Genomic DNA, 18,450 nt, shown 5'->3' with positions numbered 1-18,450 from the left:
CGCGCTAACCGAGGTCGGGAGCGTGCATGGCGCGCACACCCTCGATGTTGCCGTCCAGATAGTGGCGCAGCGACAGCGGGACCAGATGGACGGAGGCGATGCCGACGCGGGTGAACGGAACGCGGACGATCTCGTACTCACCGGCCGGCTCGTCCACTTCGGGGCCGTGCCGCAGGGCCGGGTCCATGGACTCCAGTCGGCAGACGAAGAAGTGCTGCACCTTCACACCGGTCGCGCCGCCGTCCTCGCCGATGTGCTCGACGGTGTCCACGAAGCAGGGCACCACATCGGTGATCTTGGCGCCGAGTTCCTCGGACACCTCCCGATGCAGGGCGTCCACGACGGTCGGGTCCCCCGGCTCGACCCCGCCACCGGGAGTGACCCAGTAGGGATCGACACCAGGCTTGGTGCGCTTGATCAGAATCAGGTCGTCACCGTCGAGAAGAACGGCGCGGGCGGTGCGCTTGACCACGGGTCGGACGGTCATGGGAGAAATGTGGCCCGGCTGGTTCCACGTGAAACATCGCAAAGAGTCACCTTGTGATCGCCGTTCGTGGATGCTGCGCCGGAGGGCCTCACCACCAGGTCGTGGCCGCCCGCTGAAGCCACTCGTGGGCCCGCGCGATATGGGGCATGGCGAGGGTGCCGGTGCGCACCACCAGGAAATACGTGCGCAGCGGCGGCACCGCCGGATCGTGCAGCATCGCGATCGTGCCGTCGTCGAGGGCCGCGGCACACAGATAGCGGGGCAGGACCGCGAGCCCGGCACCGGCGATGGCACAGGCGAGCACAGCGCGTAGATCCGGAACGATGACCGTGCCCGAGGCGGCCGGACGGGAATCGAAGACGGAGGCCCAGTAGCGCGAGACGAAGGGCAGCGACTCGTGGACCTCGACGACGGGAAGATCCTCCAGTGCGGGCGCCCCCTTCAGCCGCAGCGCCTCCGCACCGATCCGCTCGAACCAGCGAGGGGCGGCGACCAGCACGTGTTCCTCGTCGCACAGCGGGGTCGCGGTCAGCAGAGCGCCGCGCGGACGAGCCGTACTGATGGCCAGATCATGATGTCCGGAGGCCAGTCCCTCCAGTGTTTCCTCCGCCGTGCCGAAGGAGGCGCGGAGCGCGAAGCCCTGGCCGTCGTCGCCGGTCAGCTCGGTCAGGGCCGGCAGGGCGCGTTCGGCGGTGAACTCGGGCGGGCCTGCGAGATGCAGGGTTCTGAGCGAGGAATCGTCGTCCAGGCCGCTCTCGGCTATCTCCACCAGGGCGTCGAGATGAGGAGCGGCCTTGTGCGCGAGTTCGTCGCCGATGGTCGTCGGGGTCACCCCGCGCGCCTGGCGGAGAAAGAGAGGCTTGCCCAGCTGTCGTTCCAGCGTGCGGATCTGCGAGGTGACTGCGGGCTGGGAGAGGCCGAGCAGAGCGGCGGCGCGAGTGAAGGAACCAGCCCGGTGCACAGTGACGAAGGTGCGCAGCAAGGCCAGGTCCATGGCGTGCCCTCCCCCTATCCCTGCCCTCCTCCGGCCCCCGGGCAGGTCCCAACTATAAATAAGTCGATAGGTCTCTGTCGCTAGCGTGATTGGACACTGACGGAGAGTCAACTAGCCTTGTTCGCGCGGTTCTTCGCGCGCAGGAGCCGAAGACGGTCCGAGCCACGAGGGGGGAGGCTCGGACCGTCGTGCGCCGGTGGCCGGACGGCCACGAGCTCACTCGGCGGACTCGTCCAGGGCCCGCAGCACGTCGGCGATCAGGTCCTCGGGGTCCTCGGCGCCGACGGACATACGGATGAAGCCTTCCGGTACCGCGTCCCCGCCCCAGCGGCGACGGCGCTCGGCCGTGGAACGCACCCCGCCGAAGCTCGTGGCGTCCTCCACCAGGCGCAGGCCCTTGAGGAAACGCTCGGCACGGGCACGCGTGGGCAGCGTGAAGGAGACCACGCACCCGTAGCGGCGCATCTGCTGCGCGGCGGTCTTGTGCGAGGGATCGTCGGGCAGTCCGGGATAGCGCAGTCCGGACACCTCGGGCCGCTGCTTCAGCGCCTCGGCGACCGCGAGGGCGGTGGCGTTCTGCCGGTCGACGCGCAGCTGGAGCGTGGCGATGGACCGGTGCGCGAGCCAGGCCTCCATGGGCCCGGAGATCGCCCCGACGATCTTGCGCCAGCGCCGTACGGCGGCCATCGCCTCGGTGTCGCGGCCGGCGACATAACCCAGCAGCACGTCACCGTGGCCGGTGAGCTGCTTGGTGCCGCTGGCCACGGAGAAGTCGGCGCCCAGCTCCAGCGGGCGCTGCCCGAGCGGGGTGGCGAGGGTGTTGTCGACGGCCACCAGGGCGCCCTGCGCGTGGGCCGCCGCCACCAGCCGCCGGATGTCGCACACGTCGAGCCCCGGGTTCGACGGGGACTCGATCCACAGCAGGCGGGCGCCGTGGAGGACCTCCAGCTGGGCGTCGCCGCCGGTGGGGGCGGTGCGTACCTCGACGCCGTACGCCTCCAGCTGGGCGCGGACCAGGGGCAGCACCTGGTATCCGTCGGAGGGCAGCACGACCGCGTCCCCGGCGCGCAGCTGGGAGAACAGCACCGAGGAGATCGCCGCCATGCCGGAGGCGAAGACCAGCGTCTCGACGTCATCCAGCCCGGGCGCCTCCAGCTCGCCGATGGCCCGCTCCAGCAGCGTCCAGGTCGGGTTCTCGTCACGGCCGTAGAGGTACGGGCCCGTCGCCTCGCCGGGCAGGTGGAAGTGCGCCGCGAACACCGGTCCGGGCAGGGTCGGCTCGTGCTTGACCGGTTCGGGCAGTCCGGCGCGTACCGCGCGCGTGCCGTCGCCGGTACGGTCCTGGTCCTTGGGGGTGTCGCTCATGCGGCCCGTCCTTCCAGCTGCTCGCGTACGGCGGCGAGCAGACCGACGCTCGCCGCCTCCACCATCCCAAGGCACTCCTCGAAGCCGTCCCGGTGTCCGTAGTACGGATCCGGAACGTCCAGGTCGTCACCGGCGGCGGGATCGTACGAACGCAGCAGGCGGATCTTGCGCGCGTCCTCCTCGGTCGGCGCGAGACGGCGCAGGGCCTTGAGATGACCGGCGTCGAGGGCGATCACCAGGTCGAGGCGGGAGAACCACGACGGCTGGAACTGGCGTGCGACGTGATCGCTGTCGTAGGCGTGCTCCTCCAGGACCGAGACGGTCCGCGGGTCGGCGGGCTCGCCCTCGTGCCAGCCGCCGGTACCGGCGCTGTCGACCTCCACCCGCTCCTCGAGGCCGGCCTCCGCCACACGCGCGCGGAAGACGGACTCGGCCATCGGGGAGCGGCAGATGTTGCCGGTGCACACGAAACAGACGCGGTAGGTCATGGTCCGCTCAGTCCTCGTCGGGCAGGACGACGTGCAGTGCCCAGGAGACGACGGAGACGATCAGGCCGCCGACGACGGCCGTCCAGAAGCCCTGCACGTGGAAGCTCAGGTCGAGCTTGCCGCACACCCAGGAGGTCAGCAGCAGCATCAGCGCGTTCACGACCAGGGTGATCAGGCCCAGGGTCAGGATGAACAGCGGGAAGGTGAGCACCTTGAGAATCGGCTTGACCAGCCAGTTCACCAGGCCGAAGATCAGCGCGACGACGATCAGCGTGCCGGCCTTCTTGGCAGTGCTGTCACCCGTCAGAGTGATCTTGTCCAACAGCCACACGGCGACCGCCAGGGCGCCCGCGTTGGCGATCGTCTTGACTACGAAATTCTTCATGTGTCTGATCGTGGCAGAACGGATCGGAACAGAGCAGAGGCGAGGGCGACAGCGGCGATGAAGGCATTCCGGCTGGATGACCTGGAGGCGGAGCGCGCCGCCAACGAGGGGGCCTATCTTCAGTTCCTGCGGGAGCGGAACATGTCCGTCGGCCTGTACGCCCTCAATGCGGGCGAGCACGACCCGCAGACGCCGCACCAGCAGGACGAGGTGTACTTCGTCGTCAGCGGCCGGGCGTCCATCACGGTGGGACTGGAGACGACCGAGGTGGCGCGGGGCAGCGTGGTGTACGTGCCGGCCGGGGTCGCGCACAAGTTCCACCACATCAGCGAGGACTTGAGGGTTCTCGTCGTCTTCTCTCCGCCCGAGGCGTGAGCCCGGCCCCCGGGGTTCCCTAGGGGACGGGTCAGGGGAGGACAAGGGGCGCCAGGCCCCCGCAGGACCCCTTGTCGGCCCTAGCATCGAGTGCAGGACATCAACGCCGTACGTGACAAGCGCGTACGAGCACTTCGAGGTACGAGAAGGCAAAGGACGAGGGCGATGCGAGAGATCTTCGCGGGACTGCCGTGGTGGGTGAAGTGGGTCGCGGTGCCGGTCATCGCCCTGGTCGTCTTCGGCGGCCTGATAGCGACCGTGGTCGGGATCGTGATCGGCCTGTTGTTCAAGGCGCTGGTCTTCGTCGCCCTGGTGGGCGGACTCATCTACGTCGTGCGTAAGTTCATGTCGAACTCCTCGTCGCGCGGCGACTGGTGACGGACCCGGGCACTGGTGAGGGGCAACGGGATCACCGGCTCGCGGCAAGGTGATTCCCGGCTTCCCTCGGGCGAGGGAAGTTTCCCCATGAGGCCGTCCGCTTGCGGCGGCTGACGATTAGAGTCCGGAACTCCCGCGGGGTCCGGCCCCGCGGGCGGCGCAGATCCCCTCCGTGCGCTTCCCCCGCACGGGCTGCCCCTCGCGCTCCGGGAGTGACCCTTGGCCACGGTTGACACCGCACCGGCAGTACCGCACGCACCCCCCACCCCACCGCGCTCCTGCGCGCCCCCCACCCAGCGGCCGCCCTCCGTCGCGGTCCCCGGACAACCGCACCCCACTGATGCCCCCGGGCCACCGCCCCCCGCCGACGCTGGCCCACCACACCCCACGGACGCCCCCGGATCCCCGGCCGCCGCGACGCTCATCGGATCCGTCCAGCGCGCCATGCGCCTGCTGGAGTCCGTCGCCACACATATGTACGGCGCCCCCGCCAAACAACTCGCCCGTGAGACCGGCCTAGCCCTCCCGACGACGTACCACCTGCTGCGCACCCTGGTGCACGAGGGCTATCTGCGGCGTGAGAAGGGGCTGTTCTTCCTCGGTGAGGCGGCCGAACGGCTGGGCAGCAGCGGAGCACAGCAGAAACGTCGCAGCGCGGTGGCGGACACGCTCGCGCACTGGCGTGATTCCATCGGTGTGCCGGTGTACTACGCGATGTACCAGGACGGCGAGATCGACGTCATGTGCGTCTCCGACTCACCCGAGGCGCCGGCGGTCGAGGAATGGGCCGACTTCCGCGAGACCGGCCATGCGCACGCCATCGGGCAGTGTCTGCTCTCCCAGCTGGACGAGGATGCCCGCCGCGACCATCTCGCGCGCTACCCCGTGCAGTCCATCACGCCCTACACGGTGCGGGACAACGACGCCCTGTTGCGGCGGCTGGCCCGGATGCCGCGCATGGAGCCGGTGGTGGAGCGTCAGGAGTACGCGCTCGGGACGGTGTGCGCGGCGGTTCCGATCACGGTCGGCACCACCGTGGCCACGATGGCCATGTCCCTGCCCGTCCAGCAGGCCGACCGGCTGCTGCCCGCCGCGCGCCGGCTGCAGACGGAGATCGGGCGGCATCTGGGGAACGCTTACCCTCTCTATCAGTATCTGAAAACTTACTCCTTGTGATCTGCTGTGTACGTTCAGCAAGATTTGACCACGGTTAGAGGGATCAATCCCAGCCAGTCGATGTCCATACGACGGGGTAGACGATGCGCGAGTCCGTACAGGCAGAAGTCATGATGAGCTTTCTCGTGTCGGAGGAGCTCTCCTTCCGCATCCCGGTGGAGCTGCGCTACGAGACCACTGATCCCTATGCCGTGCGGCTCACCTTCCATCTGCCCGGTGACGCCCCGGTGACCTGGGCGTTCGGGCGCGAGCTGCTGATCGACGGCGTCGGCCGGCCGTGCGGGGAAGGGGATGTGCACATCGCTCCCGCCGACTCCGAGGTGCTGGGCGAGGTGCTGATCAGGCTTCAGGTCGGCGGCGACCAGGCCCTGTTCCGTTCCTCAACGCCGCCGCTCGTGGCGTTCCTGGACCGCACGGACAAGCTTGTGCCGCTCGGTCAGGAGGGCGCGCTGGCCGACTTCGACGCCCATCTGGAAGAGGCTCTGGACCGCATCCTGGCCGAGGAACAGAGCGCCGGCTGAAGCGTTACGGCACGGGGCGCCGGGTGCTCCGCCGTGCCGCACAGGGGCGTGCAGGAACGCTTCTGCATGGGGTGCGAGAGGCGGTCGCTCACCGGGTCTCGCACCCGCCGCAGTCGGGTTGGCCCGCCCCAGCCTCCCGCATGCCTCCTGCGCGCCTCCGCGCCGGTCCCTCGTGACACCCCGCCGGTCCCGCGTGACGCCCCGCTGGGCCCCCGCCGCTCGCCGTCGGGTCCGTCGGCCCTACCGCTTGCGGCGGCGCCCCCTGCCGCCGCGTGCCGGGAGTGGCTGTGCCCCTGCCTGTGCCGGGATGTCCGGGCCGGGGCGGTCGGCCGAGACCACGAGGGCGGCGAGCGCGGTGGTGACCGGGACCGAGGCGACCAGACCGATCGAGCCCACCAGCGTGCGCACGATCTCCTCGGCCACCAACTCGCTGTTGGCCACGGTCCCGACGCTGCTCTGCGCGATCGAGAACAGCAGCAGCAACGGCAGCGCGGCACCGGCGTAGGCGAGGACGAGGGTGTTGACCACGGAGGCGATATGGTCGCGGCCGATCCGGATGCCCGCCCGGTACAGCTGGCGCCAGCCCATCGTCGGGTTGGCCTCGTGCAGCTCCCAGACGGCCGACGTCTGCGTCACGGTCACGTCGTCCAGGACGCCGAGCGAGCCGATGATGACGCCGGCCAGCAGCAGACCGCTCATGTCGATCGACGGATACAGGCCGTGGATCAGGCCGGTGCTGTCGTCCGTGTTGCCGGTGAGGGCGGCCCAGCCGATGAACTGCGAGCCGAGGATGCCGATCAGCACCAGTGAGGCAAGGGTGCCGAGCACCGCCACCGAGGTGCGGGCCGACAGGCCGTGGCACATGTACAGGGCGAGCAGCATGATGGTGCTGGCTCCGACGACCGCCACGAGCAGCGGGTTCGAACCCTGGAGGATCGCGGGCAGGATGAACTGGGTCAGCACCAGGAAGCTGACGGCCAGTGCGACGAGTGCCATCACGCCGCGCAGCCTGCCGACCACCACGACGGCGAGCGCGAAGATCCCCGCGAGCAGCGTCATCGGGAACTTCCGGTTCACATCGGTCACCGAGTACTGCAGGTCCTTCGGCGCCGAGGGCTCGTATGCGGCCACCACCTGCTCGCCCTGGTGCAGCTGCCGGCTCTGGTCCGGCTGCACGATCTCGATGAACGTACGGCCCCGGTCCTTGCCGGTGTCGACCCGGACGGTCGCCTTCTTGCAGCTTCCCTTTGCCTCCTGATCCGCCGAGGTACCCGCGGCGGTGGTGGTGTCACCGGTCGGGGCGCCACCGGCGGCGTTCACCGACTTGCAGCTCACCTCGACGACCCTGGTGACCGTGGCCTGCTGGGTCTGCCGGTCGAAGCCGACGCCGCTGCGTTTGTGGGGCGGGGCTCCCCCGGGCCAGAGCACCACCAGTCCGACGACGACCGCCACGGTGAAGGGGACCAGGATCGCCGCGATGACCTTGCGCAGGTGCTTGGAGACGGGGGCGGCGGGCCCATGGCTGTGGCTGTGACCGTGTCCATGGCCATGGTCTTGCCCGCGGTCGTGCCCGTGCCTCTGACCGGGACCGTGTGCATGCCCGTGGCCATGACCGCGGCCGTCGTCTCGGCTGCCCTCCCGCTCGGGGGCATGGTCGTCACCTTGCCCCGAGCTCGCTGAGCGGTGCAGCTCGGGCGGCCGATATGGGTACTGCTGCATCCTGGTCACCGCCCGATCATCGCAACAACGGCAAGGGGCCCACTGTTCACCGCGCCACATATGACGCTAGCGTGGAGGCACCTTTGCACACGCGGGAGCTCGGAGCACCGGGCTGAGAGGGCGCTGACCTCCGTACGCGCGATGTTTCACGTGGAACAAGCGATGTTCCGCGCGGAATGCCGCCAGACGGAAACCGCTGCGTCGACCGCCGAACCTGTTACCGGGTAATGCCGGCGTAGGGAGTAGGTCTCATGACCAACAAGGACGCACGCACGCCTGCCTCCGTCCAGGACGAGAAGTCCCAGGAGGCCGGGAAGTCCATCGGCTGGCACAAGGCGTACGTCGAGGGTTCGCGCCCCGACCTGCGCGTGCCGGTCCGTCAGGTGCATCTCACCAACGGACAGTCGGTCACGCTGTACGACACATCGGGCCCGTACACCGATCCGCTCGTCGACACCGATGTCCGCAGGGGCCTGCCGCCGTTGCGGGAGAACTGGATCATCGCCCGCGGTGACACCGAGGAGTACGCGGGCCGTCCCGTCCGTCCCGAGGACGACGGGATCAAGCACACCTCGCCGCGCGGCGGGCTGCGCAACCTGGACGCTGTCTTCCCCGGACGGCCGCGCCAGCCGCGCCGGGGCCGGGGCGGCGAGGCGGTGACGCAGCTCGCATACGCCCGCCGCGGTGAGATCACCCCGGAGATGGAGTACGTGGCCATCCGGGAAAACGTGTCTCCCGAGGTGGTCCGCGAGGAGATCGCGGCAGGCCGGGCGGTGCTGCCGGCCAACGTCAACCACCCGGAGATCGAGCCGATGATCATCGGCAAGCGGTTCCTGGTGAAGGTCAACGCCAACATCGGCAACTCGGCGGTGACCTCCTCCATCGAGGAGGAGGTGGAGAAGATGACCTGGGCGACCCGCTGGGGTGCCGACACGGTCATGGACCTGTCCACCGGCCGCAACATCCACACCACCCGCGAGTGGGTGCTGCGCAACTCCCCCGTCCCCATCGGCACGGTGCCGCTCTACCAGGCCCTGGAGAAGGTCGACGGCAAGGCCGAGGAACTGACCTGGGAGATCTACAAGGACACGGTCATCGAGCAGGCCGAGCAGGGCGTGGACTACATGACCGTCCACGCGGGCGTCCGGCTGCCGTACGTGCCGCTCACCGCCAACCGCAAGACGGGAATCGTCTCGCGCGGCGGCTCGATCATGGCCGCGTGGTGCCTGGCGCACCACAAGGAGTCGTTCCTGTACGAGAACTTCGAGGAACTCTGCGAGATCCTCGCCGCCTACGACGTCACGTACTCGCTGGGCGACGGCCTTCGGCCGGGGTCGATCGCGGACGCCAACGACGAGGCGCAGTTCGCGGAGTTGAGGACGCTCGGGGAACTCAACCGGATCGCCAGGCGTTTCAACGTACAGACGATGATCGAGGGCCCGGGACACGTCCCGATGCACAAGATCAAGGAGAACATCGACCTTCAGCAGGAGATCTGCCATGAAGCTCCGTTCTATACGCTCGGCCCGCTGACCACGGACATCGCGCCGGCGTACGACCACATCACCTCCGGCATCGGCGCCGCGATGATCGCCTGGTGGGGCACCGCGATGCTCTGCTACGTCACGCCCAAGGAGCACCTGGGCCTGCCCAACCGTGACGACGTCAAGACCGGCGTCATCACCTACAAGATCGCCGCGCACGCGGCCGACCTGGCCAAGGGGCACCCGGGCGCCCAGGAGTGGGACGACGCACTGTCCGACGCCCGCTTCGAGTTCCGGTGGGAGGACCAGTTCAACCTCGCCCTGGACCCGGACACGGCACGGGAGTTCCACGACGAGACCCTGCCGGCCGAGCCCGCCAAGACCGCCCACTTCTGCTCCATGTGCGGGCCGAAGTTCTGCAGCATGAAGATCAGCCAAACCATCACAGAGCGGTTCGGTGGTGCGGAGGCTGAGGGTGCGTCACAGGAGGAGATCGCCGCAGGGATGCTCCAGAAGTCGAAGGAGTTCGCCGAGGCGGGGAACCGGGTGTACCTGCCGATCGCGGACTGAGGGCCAGGCGCAAGCGGTCCGCGTTTCCGAGTCGCCGTGAGGCATCAGGTGAAGCGCGGACTCCGCTTGGCGTCGGTCAGGCCAGCAGGACGGTCTCGCCGTTTCAGCCCGCGGGTGGCTGCCCGCTGCTCGACGGTCCGCCCGAGGTGCTGTGCCATTCGGTCGGCGCCGGTTCGGGCGTCGCGGCCTTCAGCCGCTGGTACTGAACGGCATGACGCCGACCGGGGCGGCCGACCGGGGCGGCGGCACACCGGTGGGCCGCCGGGTCGGGCCCGCGTCGGCCGGGGGCGCGAGCCGTGTCCGGGCTGCCGGTGGGGCTACTCCGGCTGGTGCTCCGGGCCGCCGAAGTCCGGGCTCGTGTAGTCCGGGCTGGTGAAGCTCGGCCGACCCGACTGGGTGCCGTCGTCGGGGCTGCTGAAACCGGGGCGGTCGTACCCCAGGCGGGGCATGCGGCCGCGCGGGGCGGGTGGGGTCGTGCGATGCAGGGGAGCGGCCGGTCGGGGCTCGGCGAGCGCCTCCGTGAGGAACGGCAGGATGCCGCGCTCCAGCAGGGCGTCCCGCCAGGCCTCTCTGGCGCTGTCCAGCTCCCGGTGCGCCGCGTTCAGTGCCTGGGCCTGTGGCGAGTTGCCGTTGCGCAGGGCGGTGAGCAGCAGGCCGACGGCGGCGACGAGAACCGCGGCCGCGGTGACCGCGCCGAACACCCACCCGGCGGTGAGCATGGTCTGGGCGAAGCCCTGTCCGGGGCTCAGTGTCTTCAGGATGTAGCCGACGAGCAGAAAGATCGCGGCGGCGGTTCCGGAGAGGACGGGAGCCAGTACGGCGATGACCGCGATGGCGCCCGCGCCGGTGTTCTCGGCCGCCTCGCCGAAGGTGGTGACGAGCTCGGTGGTGGCCGAACTCCGGTCCGCGGGAGCCGAGTCACCGGAGGGCGAGGGGGTCATCGCCGGCTGACGCAGTTCCTGGCGGATCTTCACATAGTGCTGGTATTCGGCCGCGGCGGCGGCCGTTATCAGTGCGGTGGCGTTGAGCGCCATGGTGCGCAGTTGTTCGGGATTGAGCCGCTCTCCGACAGCGGCCAGTTCCGGTCGCTGTGGTGCGGAGCGCAGCGCCTCATCGAGGAGCCGCTCGAATTCCTGGCGGTCCTCGCTCTGCAGGTGCTGCGGAACGCTGTTCATGTGCATCCCCCGATGCTCCGTAGGGCTTGGGGCTCGCACGCCGGCGAGCCGTCGGGCAGAAACGGAGGGGAGCCTGCTACGGATAAGCCGATGGTAGAGCCGTGACGGCACACGGTGACAGGGGGTTGCCGGAAATTGCCCTCCGGCCTTCGGGTACCCCGCCGGGGATGTCGGCCCGCCGACGGTCAGGTGGCCAGCGGGAGTTGCCGGACCAGTAGCTTTCCAGCCATGGTCACCCCGCCGTCCATCGCGATGGCGAGCCCGTCGGCGTAGACGTGCGGGCCCTCCACGACCGGGCCGGTGCCGTCCTCACCGTCCTCGGAGCCGACCTCGCCGAGGAGGTAGGGAATCGGGCTGTGCCCGTGAACGATGCGGGTGCCGCCGTACGTATCGAGGAGGGAGCGCACGGCGTCGGCGCCGCCCTCGTCGCGGAAGGAGAAGCGCTTGGTGAACTTGCGGAACAGATCCCAGCACTCGTCCGCGTCGTTGCGGGTGAGGGTCTCGCGGACGGTGTCGTTGACCGCCTCGATGGAGTCGCCGTAGTCGAGGTAGGCGGTGGTGTCCGAGTGCACGAGCAGATAGCCGTCGACCTCCTCGACGGCGTCCAGGCGGGCCATCCACTGCAGATGGTGGTCCTGGAGGCGGTCCATGTCGGTCTTCTGACCGCCGTTGAGCAGCCAGGCCGCCTGGAAGGTGGCGGTGCCCGCGCCGGAGTTGACGGGGGTGTCGCCGAACCGTTTGGCGCCGAGCAGCAGCAGCTCGTGGTTGCCCATGAGGGCCTTGCAGTAGCCGCCGGCCGCCGCGGCCTCGGCGGACAGCCGCATCACGAGGTCGATGACGCCGATGCCGTCGGGTCCGCGGTCGGTGAAGTCGCCGAGGAACCACAGCCGGGTGGTGCCGGCGCACCACTGGCCGGAGGCGTCGATCAGCCCCTGCTCCTGCAGTGCGGCCACCAGTTCGTCGAGGTACCCGTGGACGTCTCCGACGACGAACAGCGGTCCGGGCCCGGTCGCGGGCTGCGGGGCCGGGGCCGCGGGTGCCGTCTCGACGGAGACCTGGACCGTCTCCGTGCGGTTGATGACCGGGAGGTCGCGCTGGGTGGGTGTGTAGTCATCGGGGTACGCCTGATCGGCGGGCGGCGCGGTGTCGCCCGGACGGGCGGTGTGGACGTACGGACCGGTCTCGTGGACGTACGCAGGTACCCGGAAGTCGCGCAGCGTTGCCGTCCGCTCCGCTTCGGGTCCCTGACCGGCCCCCTGAGTCATCAGACCCCTCCACCATCGCGCCGCATCTGCACCCCTTCGGACTGCCTGGTCGCAGCGGTCCGCGGTGTCGTGGGCCCATCATAGGAATGCGCGTCGCGCCGTGTGATGACCCAGGGGTGGTGAATCGGAACAAGACTCCAGTTCACCGCGGCTTTCGCCCCGTTTGGGCAGGTGTTCGGCCGGCTCTGCACCGACCGAACACCCGGCCCACCGGTCGCCGACCCGCCGAGCCCCCTCGCTCGGCGGGCGCCCGTACGGGGTGAGCGCCCCGCTTTCCGGCGCTATTTCTCGTCCGGCGTGCGCGGCGGGCTCACCGTCGTGCGCGGCGGGCGCCGCTGCGAGGAGGTGCGCACGATCAGCTCGGTCGGTATCACCTGCTCGACCGGCTGGTCCGACTCCACGCCCTCGATGGCGTCGATGAGGAGCTGGACCACCGCCGTGCCGATGCGCCGGGGCTTCAGGGAGAGCGTGGTGATGGGCGGCTCGGTGCTGGCGTACCCCATGGACTCGCTGCAGCAGACGAGCAGCAGGTCCTCGGGGACGCGGAGCCCGTAGCGCCGGGCGGCGGCCAGCAGGTCGGTGCCGTTGGGGTCGAACAGGCCGTAGACGGCGTCGGGCCGGTCGGGGCGGGCGAGCAGCCGGTCGGCGGCGACGGCGCCCGCGCACGGGTCATGCGCCGGGTAGGCCTCGTAGACCGGGTCCTGGCCGACCCGCTCGCACCAGTGCAGGTAGGCGGTGGTGGACAGGTGTGTGTAGGTGTCGGTCGTCGTGCCCGTGAGCAGGCCGATGCGGCGGGCGCCGGCGTCGGCGAGGTGGTCGAGGATGCCGAGTACGGCGGCCTCGTGGTCGTTGTCGACCCAGGCGGTGACCGGCAGCGAGCCGGCCGGACGGCCGTCGGAGACGACGGGCAGGCCCTGCCGGACGAGTTCGGTCACCACCGGGTCCTGATCGGAGGGGTCGATGACAACGGTGCCATCGAGCGCGACGTTGGACCACACGTCGTGGCGGGACGTCGCGGGCAGGATCACGAGGGCGTAGCCGCGCGCGAGCGCGGCCGAGGTGGCGGCCCGTGCCATCTCGGCGAAGTACGCGAACTCCGTGAAGGTGAAAGGTTCATCCCCGTACGTCGTCACGGTCAGGCCGATCAGACCCGACTTGCCGGTACGGAGGGTGCGGGCGGCGGCGGAGGGACGGTATCCCAGCCGGTCGGCGACCTCGCGGACATGGCGCCGGGTGGCATCCGGGAGCCGGCCCTTGCCGTTGAGGGCGTCGGAGACGGTCGTGATGGAGACTCCGGCGGCGGCGGCCACGTCTCTGATGCCCGCCCGGCCCGGCCGGCTGCCTCGACGTGAGGTTTCCGCGCGGCTCACCTGGTGCTTCCCTGCTGCTGTCATGGCGAGCCGATAGTAGGGCTCATGCGGTGGGGTAGTGCGGACGCATATGCACGCGTTGACAGGCACGTTTCTGCATGGTCGTAGTGGGTCAACGACCTTAGAAACAAAGTCAGTTGAACGATCCTGCGGCAGTACGTGACGTGGCGACGCGTATGGACCTGCCAAGTGCCCGATGTCTCGAAGAGGTCTCAACTCACCTGCACGGGGGATGCGCGCCACGGCGCAAGCCACCGGCGCATAGATATATGTTCGGCGCGCCCCCTGAAACGTACGCCTTCGTACGGTGATGACCTGGGATGGCGCCGGGACGGATGCGGTTCACGTTTTGCAGGGCCGCAAGCTGTACGCACCGGGGCCGAATCCTCATAAGGTGAGGAGTATTGGAAGCCGGCGGCGTCGACGGTCCGCCGGTGGTCGCGAGGAGGACTGCGGTGAGCGAGACGAGCCCCAAGCTGCGCGCCGAGCTGGAGGGTATCCCCACCTACAAGCCGGGCAAGCCTGCCGCGGCCGGCGGGCCGGTCGCCTACAAGCTGTCCTCCAACGAGAACCCGTACCCGCCGCTGCCCGGCGTGATGGAGAGCGTTACGGCGGCCGCCTGCGACTTCAACCGGTACCCGGACATGGCGTGCACCGGGCTGATGGCCGAGCTGTCGGAGCGCTTCGGCGTCCCGGTCTCCCACCTGGCCACCGGCACCGGCTCGGTGGGTGTCGCCCAGCAGCTCATCCAGGCCACCAGTGGTCCCGGCGACGAGGTGATCTACGCCTGGCGGTCTTTCGAGGCGTACCCGATCATCGCGCAGATCAGCGGCGCCCGGTCGGTGCAGGTGCCGCTCACACCCGGCGATGTGCACGACCTGGACGCGATGGCGGACGCGATCACCGACCGGACGCGTCTGATCTTCGTCTGCAATCCCAACAACCCGACGGGCACGGTGGTGCGGCGGGCCGAGCTGGAGCGGTTCCTCGACCGGGTGCCCGGCGATGTCCTGGTGGTGCTGGACGAGGCCTACCGCGAGTTCATCCGCGACCCCGAGGTGCCCGACGGTGTCGAGCTGTACCGGAACCGGCCCAACGTCTGCGTTCTGCGCACGTTCTCCAAGGCGTACGGGCTCGCGGGGCTGCGCGTCGGTTTCGCGATCGCCCATGAGCCGGTCGCGGCGGCGCTGCGCAAGACGGCGGTGCCCTTCGGTGTCAGCCAGCTCGCGCAGGATGCGGCGATCGCCTCGCTGCGGGCCGAGGACGAGCTGCTCGGCCGAGTCGGCTCGCTGGTGTGCGAGCGCACACGGGTGGTCGACGCGCTGCGCGCCCAGGGCTGGACGGTGCCGGAGACGCAGGCGAACTTCGTCTGGCTGCGACTGGGGGAGCGTACGGTCGCGTTCGCTCAGGCCTGTGAGCAGCACGGTGTGGTGATCCGGCCGTTCCCGGGCGAGGGTGTGCGGGTGACGGTCGGCGAGACCGAGGCGAACGACATCTTCCTGAAGGCGGCGGAGGCGTTCCGCAAGGAGCTGTAGCGCCGCGAGTGCTCTACTCGTCGATCAGTTCCACACGGATGGGGTCGCCGTCTCGTACGGTCGCCAGCACGCCGGCGTCCCCGTCCAGGCTTCCCAGAATGTTGCACGGGCTCGCGAGGCGGCACTCCTCGCCTCGCGAGATCGGTGTCGGGCCGTAGGGGAGGGCGAGTGCGTCGCCGTCCGTCCAGAAGGCCACCGTGCCCGGCGCCACGACCTGCCGGGCGTCCGTTTCACGTGAAACAGAGACACCTGTGTCGAAATAGACCTCCTCGCCCCATGTGCAGGCGCGGGAGGTGAGGGGCAGTGCCTTGGCGAGGGCCTGCGCCGTCGGGGTGTCTGCGTCGAGGGTCGCGGTGGTGTTGCCCGCGGGCCAGGAAATACGTATCTGCATGGCGCGCAATTCAACAAGATGTTGAAGTCGCTGCCAAGGTCTTGACGTTGCGGCAGTAGGGCCACCCCGCCCTATCGAGCCGAAAATCGGTACGTCATAATGGCTTGTGAATGTGAACGCGTTCACAAGCGCGTCCCGTTTGCCCCGTATGCGCGTGACAGACGGGGCGAATCGCCGCTGTACCACGGCGTAGTAAGGAGAGTGACGACGTGGACCTGGCTTTGGCGCCGGAGACTCTGGCGCGCTGGCAGTTCGGCATCACCACCGTCTACCACTTCCTGTTCGTCCCGCTGACCATCTCCCTGGCCGCCCTCACGGCCGGGCTGCAGACGGCCTGGGCGCGCACGGAGAAGGAGAAGTACCTCAGGGCGACGAAGTTCTGGGGCAAGCTCTTCCTGATCAACATCGCCATGGGCGTCGTCACGGGCATCGTGCAGGAGTTCCAGTTCGGCATGAACTGGTCCGACTACTCGCGCTTCGTCGGTGACATCTTCGGTGCGCCGCTCGCCTTCGAGGCGCTGATCGCGTTCTTCTTCGAGTCCACCTTCATCGGCCTGTGGATCTTCGGCTGGGACAAGCTGCCCAAGAAGATCCATCTGGCCTGCATCTGGATGGTCTCGATCGGCACGGTCCTGTCGGCGTACTTCATCCTCGCGGCCAACTCCTGGATGCAGCACCCGGTCGGCTACAAGATCGACAAGGCGAAGGGCAGGGCCGAACTGACCGACTTCTGGGCCGTGCTCACCCAGAACACCGCCCTCAGCCAGGCATTCCACACCCTGTCCGCAGCCTTCCTGACCGGCGGCGCCTTCATGGTGGGCATAGCCGCCTACCACCTGGCCCGCAAGAAGCACATCCGCGAGATGAAGACCTCGCTCCGGCTGGGCCTGGTCACCGTGGTCATCGCCGGTCTGCTCACCGCAGTCAGCGGCGACACCCTCGGCAAGGTCATGTTCAAGCAGCAGCCGATGAAGATGGCGGCCGCCGAGGCGCTGTGGGACGGCCAGAAGCCGGCACCGTTCTCGATCTTCGCCTACGGCGACGTGGAGAAGGGCCACAACACCGTCGCGATCGAGATCCCGGGTCTGCTGTCCTTCCTCGCCGACGACTCCTTCACCTCGTACGTCCCCGGCATCAACGACGTCAACAAGGCTGAGCAGCAGAAGTTCGGCCCGGGCGACTACCGGCCCAACATCCCGGTCGCCTTCTGGGGCTTCCGCTGGATGATCGGCTTCGGCATGGCCTCCTTCGCCATCGGCCTGGCCGGACTGTGGCTGACCCGGAAGAAGTTCATGCTGCCGCAGCATCTGCGGGTCGGCGAGGACGAGGTGCCACATCTGGTGGTCTTCAAGAACAAGGCGCTCAGCCCCAAGCTCACACCCTGGTACTGGCGCATCGCGACCTGGACCCTGGCCTTCCCGCTGATCGCCAACTCCTGGGGCTGGATCTTCACCGAGATGGGCCGCCAGCCGTGGGTCGTCTACGGAGTCCTGCAGACCCGGCACGCGGTCTCCCCCGGTGTCTCCCAGGCCGAGGTCCTCACCTCGATGATCGTCTTCACCTCGCTGTACGCGATCCTCGCCGTGGTCGAGGTCAAGCTGCTTGTGAAGTACGTCAAGTCCGGCCCGCCCGAGCTGACCGAGGCCGACCTCAACCCGCCCACGAAGATCGGCGGCGACACCCGTGACGCCGACAAGCCGATGGCCTTCTCGTACTAGGCCGAGGGAACAGTCATGGAACTTCACGACGTCTGGTTCGTCCTGATCGCCGTCCTGTGGACCGGTTACTTCTTCCTGGAAGGCTTCGACTTCGGGGTCGGCATCCTCACCAAGCTGCTGGCCCGCAACCGGCCGGAGCGACGGGTGCTGATCAACACCATCGGGCCCGTCTGGGACGGCAACGAGGTATGGCTGCTCACAGCCGGCGGCGCGACCTTCGCCGCGTTCCCGGAGTGGTACGCCACCCTCTTCTCCGGCTTCTACCTGCCGCTGCTGATCATCCTGGTGTGCCTGATCGTCCGGGGCGTCGCCTTCGAGTACCGGGCCAAGCGGCCCGAGGAGAACTGGCAGCGCAACTGGGAGACGGCGATCTTCTGGACCTCGCTGATCCCGGCGTTCCTGTGGGGCGTGGCCTTCGGGAACATCGTGCGAGGTGTGAAGATCGACCAGCACTTCGAGTACGTCGGCAGCGTCGGGGACCTGCTCAACCCCTACGCCCTGCTCGGCGGACTGGTCACGCTCACGCTGTTCACTTTCCACGGAGCGGTTTTCACCGCACTCAAGACCGTGGGGGACATCCGGGTGCGGGCACGGAAGCTGGCTCTATGGGTCGGTCTCGTCACGGCCGTCGTGGCGCTCGGCTTCCTGCTGTGGACGCAGGCCGACAACGGTGACGGCAAGAGCCTGGTGGCCCTCATCGTGGCGGTCGCCGCCCTGGTGGCCGCGCTGGTGGCCAACCAGTTCGGGCGCGAGGGATGGGCGTTCGCGCTGTCCGGCGTCACCATCGTGGCCGCCGTGGCAATGCTCTTCCTGTCGCTCTTCCCGAACGTCATGCCGTCCACGCTCAACGGGGACTGGAGTCTTACGGTCACCAACGCCTCGTCGAGCCCCTACACCCTGAAGATCATGACGTGGCTGGCGGCCATCGCCACGCCTCTGGTGGTGCTCTATCAGGGCTGGACCTACTGGGTCTTCCGCAAGCGGATCGGCACGCAGCACATCGCTCCCGAGGCTGTGGCCGGCGCCGCACACTGAGTCCGTCGAGGGTGTTTCA

The 18,450-nt window shown here is 69.0% G+C and carries 17 protein-coding genes and 1 pseudogene; 8 read left to right on the top strand and 10 right to left on the bottom strand.

The annotated features are described in order from the left end of the window. Window positions 1-4: 4 nt before the first annotated feature. From ACZ418_RS15910 to ACZ418_RS15890, 5 genes are all read right to left on the bottom strand, one after another. Window positions 5-487, bottom strand: a complete 483-nt coding sequence (locus ACZ418_RS15910) for an NUDIX domain-containing protein (protein ID WP_076089889.1) — start codon at window positions 485-487, stop codon at window positions 5-7. 88 nt (window positions 488-575) lie between these two features. Further along, entirely contained in the window at window positions 576-1,481 is a 906-nt protein-coding gene (locus tag ACZ418_RS15905; protein WP_468362649.1) for a LysR family transcriptional regulator, read from the bottom strand. A 216-nt stretch (window positions 1,482-1,697) separates the two neighbouring features. Further along, window positions 1,698-2,846, bottom strand: coding sequence for a cystathionine gamma-lyase (locus tag ACZ418_RS15900; RefSeq protein ID WP_468362647.1), 1,149 nt, complete (start codon window positions 2,844-2,846; stop codon window positions 1,698-1,700). Further along, window positions 2,843-3,334 carry a low molecular weight protein-tyrosine-phosphatase gene (locus ACZ418_RS15895; protein ID WP_468362646.1) on the bottom strand — a complete coding sequence of 164 codons (492 nt, stop codon included), beginning with the start codon at window positions 3,332-3,334 and terminating at the stop codon, window positions 2,843-2,845. The genes ACZ418_RS15900 and ACZ418_RS15895 overlap by 4 nt, the downstream gene beginning before the upstream one ends. Before the next feature lie 7 nt (window positions 3,335-3,341). Continuing rightward, complete coding sequence (locus ACZ418_RS15890; protein WP_388764235.1) at window positions 3,342-3,719, bottom strand: phage holin family protein; 378 nt, start codon at window positions 3,717-3,719, stop codon at window positions 3,342-3,344. Window positions 3,720-3,776: 57 nt separating this feature from the next. Between ACZ418_RS15890 and ACZ418_RS15885 the strand changes: the two genes are divergently transcribed. The 4 genes and pseudogenes from ACZ418_RS15885 to ACZ418_RS15870 all read left to right on the top strand — a co-directional run bounded on the left by ACZ418_RS15885 (window position 3,777) and on the right by ACZ418_RS15870 (window position 6,169). Further along, complete coding sequence (locus ACZ418_RS15885; RefSeq protein ID WP_468362644.1) at window positions 3,777-4,094, top strand: cupin domain-containing protein; 318 nt, start codon at window positions 3,777-3,779, stop codon at window positions 4,092-4,094. Between the two features lie 165 nt (window positions 4,095-4,259). Further along, on the top strand, window positions 4,260-4,472 hold the full coding sequence (locus tag ACZ418_RS15880) for a DUF5326 family protein (RefSeq protein WP_468362642.1): 213 nt from the start codon (window positions 4,260-4,262) through the stop codon (window positions 4,470-4,472). Between the two features lie 219 nt (window positions 4,473-4,691). After that, a pseudogene (locus tag ACZ418_RS15875) lies at window positions 4,692-5,631 on the top strand (IclR family transcriptional regulator). Between the two features lie 100 nt (window positions 5,632-5,731). Further along, the gene (locus tag ACZ418_RS15870; protein ID WP_468362640.1) at window positions 5,732-6,169 is read left to right on the top strand and encodes an SsgA family sporulation/cell division regulator; all 438 of its coding nucleotides are present in this window, start codon (window positions 5,732-5,734) and stop codon (window positions 6,167-6,169) included. A gap of 240 nt (window positions 6,170-6,409) precedes the next feature. Here ACZ418_RS15870 and ACZ418_RS15865 read toward each other — a convergent pair whose 3' ends face one another. Further along, window positions 6,410-7,888: a YibE/F family protein gene (locus ACZ418_RS15865; RefSeq protein WP_468363203.1), complete on the bottom strand. Its 1,479-nt coding sequence runs from the start codon at window positions 7,886-7,888 to the stop codon at window positions 6,410-6,412. A gap of 251 nt (window positions 7,889-8,139) precedes the next feature. Here ACZ418_RS15865 and thiC point away from each other — a divergent pair, with 251 nt between their 5' ends. Continuing rightward, window positions 8,140-9,942, top strand: coding sequence for a phosphomethylpyrimidine synthase ThiC (gene thiC, locus ACZ418_RS15860; RefSeq protein ID WP_468362638.1), 1,803 nt, complete (start codon window positions 8,140-8,142; stop codon window positions 9,940-9,942). A 317-nt stretch (window positions 9,943-10,259) separates the two neighbouring features. Here thiC and ACZ418_RS15855 read toward each other — a convergent pair whose 3' ends face one another. From ACZ418_RS15855 to ACZ418_RS15845, 3 genes are all read right to left on the bottom strand, one after another. Then, on the bottom strand, window positions 10,260-11,123 hold the full coding sequence (locus ACZ418_RS15855) for a hypothetical protein (protein ID WP_468362636.1): 864 nt from the start codon (window positions 11,121-11,123) through the stop codon (window positions 10,260-10,262). A gap of 179 nt (window positions 11,124-11,302) precedes the next feature. Continuing rightward, entirely contained in the window at window positions 11,303-12,382 is a 1,080-nt protein-coding gene (locus tag ACZ418_RS15850; RefSeq protein ID WP_468362634.1) for a metallophosphoesterase, read from the bottom strand. A gap of 281 nt (window positions 12,383-12,663) precedes the next feature. Beyond that, window positions 12,664-13,776 (bottom strand): LacI family DNA-binding transcriptional regulator, encoded by a 1,113-nt coding sequence (locus ACZ418_RS15845; protein WP_468362632.1) that lies wholly within the window; start codon window positions 13,774-13,776, stop codon window positions 12,664-12,666. A 431-nt stretch (window positions 13,777-14,207) separates the two neighbouring features. On the opposite strand from ACZ418_RS15845, the gene hisC reads away from it, so the two are divergent. After that, window positions 14,208-15,287: a histidinol-phosphate transaminase gene (gene hisC, locus ACZ418_RS15840; protein WP_468362630.1), complete on the top strand. Its 1,080-nt coding sequence runs from the start codon at window positions 14,208-14,210 to the stop codon at window positions 15,285-15,287. Window positions 15,288-15,300: 13 nt separating this feature from the next. Here hisC and ACZ418_RS15835 read toward each other — a convergent pair whose 3' ends face one another. After that, window positions 15,301-15,678: a cyclophilin-like fold protein gene (locus tag ACZ418_RS15835; RefSeq protein ID WP_468362628.1), complete on the bottom strand. Its 378-nt coding sequence runs from the start codon at window positions 15,676-15,678 to the stop codon at window positions 15,301-15,303. Between the two features lie 209 nt (window positions 15,679-15,887). On the opposite strand from ACZ418_RS15835, the gene ACZ418_RS15830 reads away from it, so the two are divergent. Continuing rightward, on the top strand, window positions 15,888-17,396 hold the full coding sequence (locus ACZ418_RS15830) for a cytochrome ubiquinol oxidase subunit I (RefSeq protein ID WP_468362626.1): 1,509 nt from the start codon (window positions 15,888-15,890) through the stop codon (window positions 17,394-17,396). Window positions 17,397-17,411: 15 nt separating this feature from the next. Beyond that, entirely contained in the window at window positions 17,412-18,431 is a 1,020-nt protein-coding gene (cydB, locus tag ACZ418_RS15825) for a cytochrome d ubiquinol oxidase subunit II (protein WP_468362624.1), read from the top strand. Window positions 18,432-18,450: the final 19 nt, after the last annotated feature.

Source organism: Streptomyces sp. NPDC030820, from assembly GCF_055572075.1.
The sequence above is the reverse complement of the archived record's forward strand: the minus strand, read 5'-3'. Positions and strand labels throughout refer to the sequence as shown.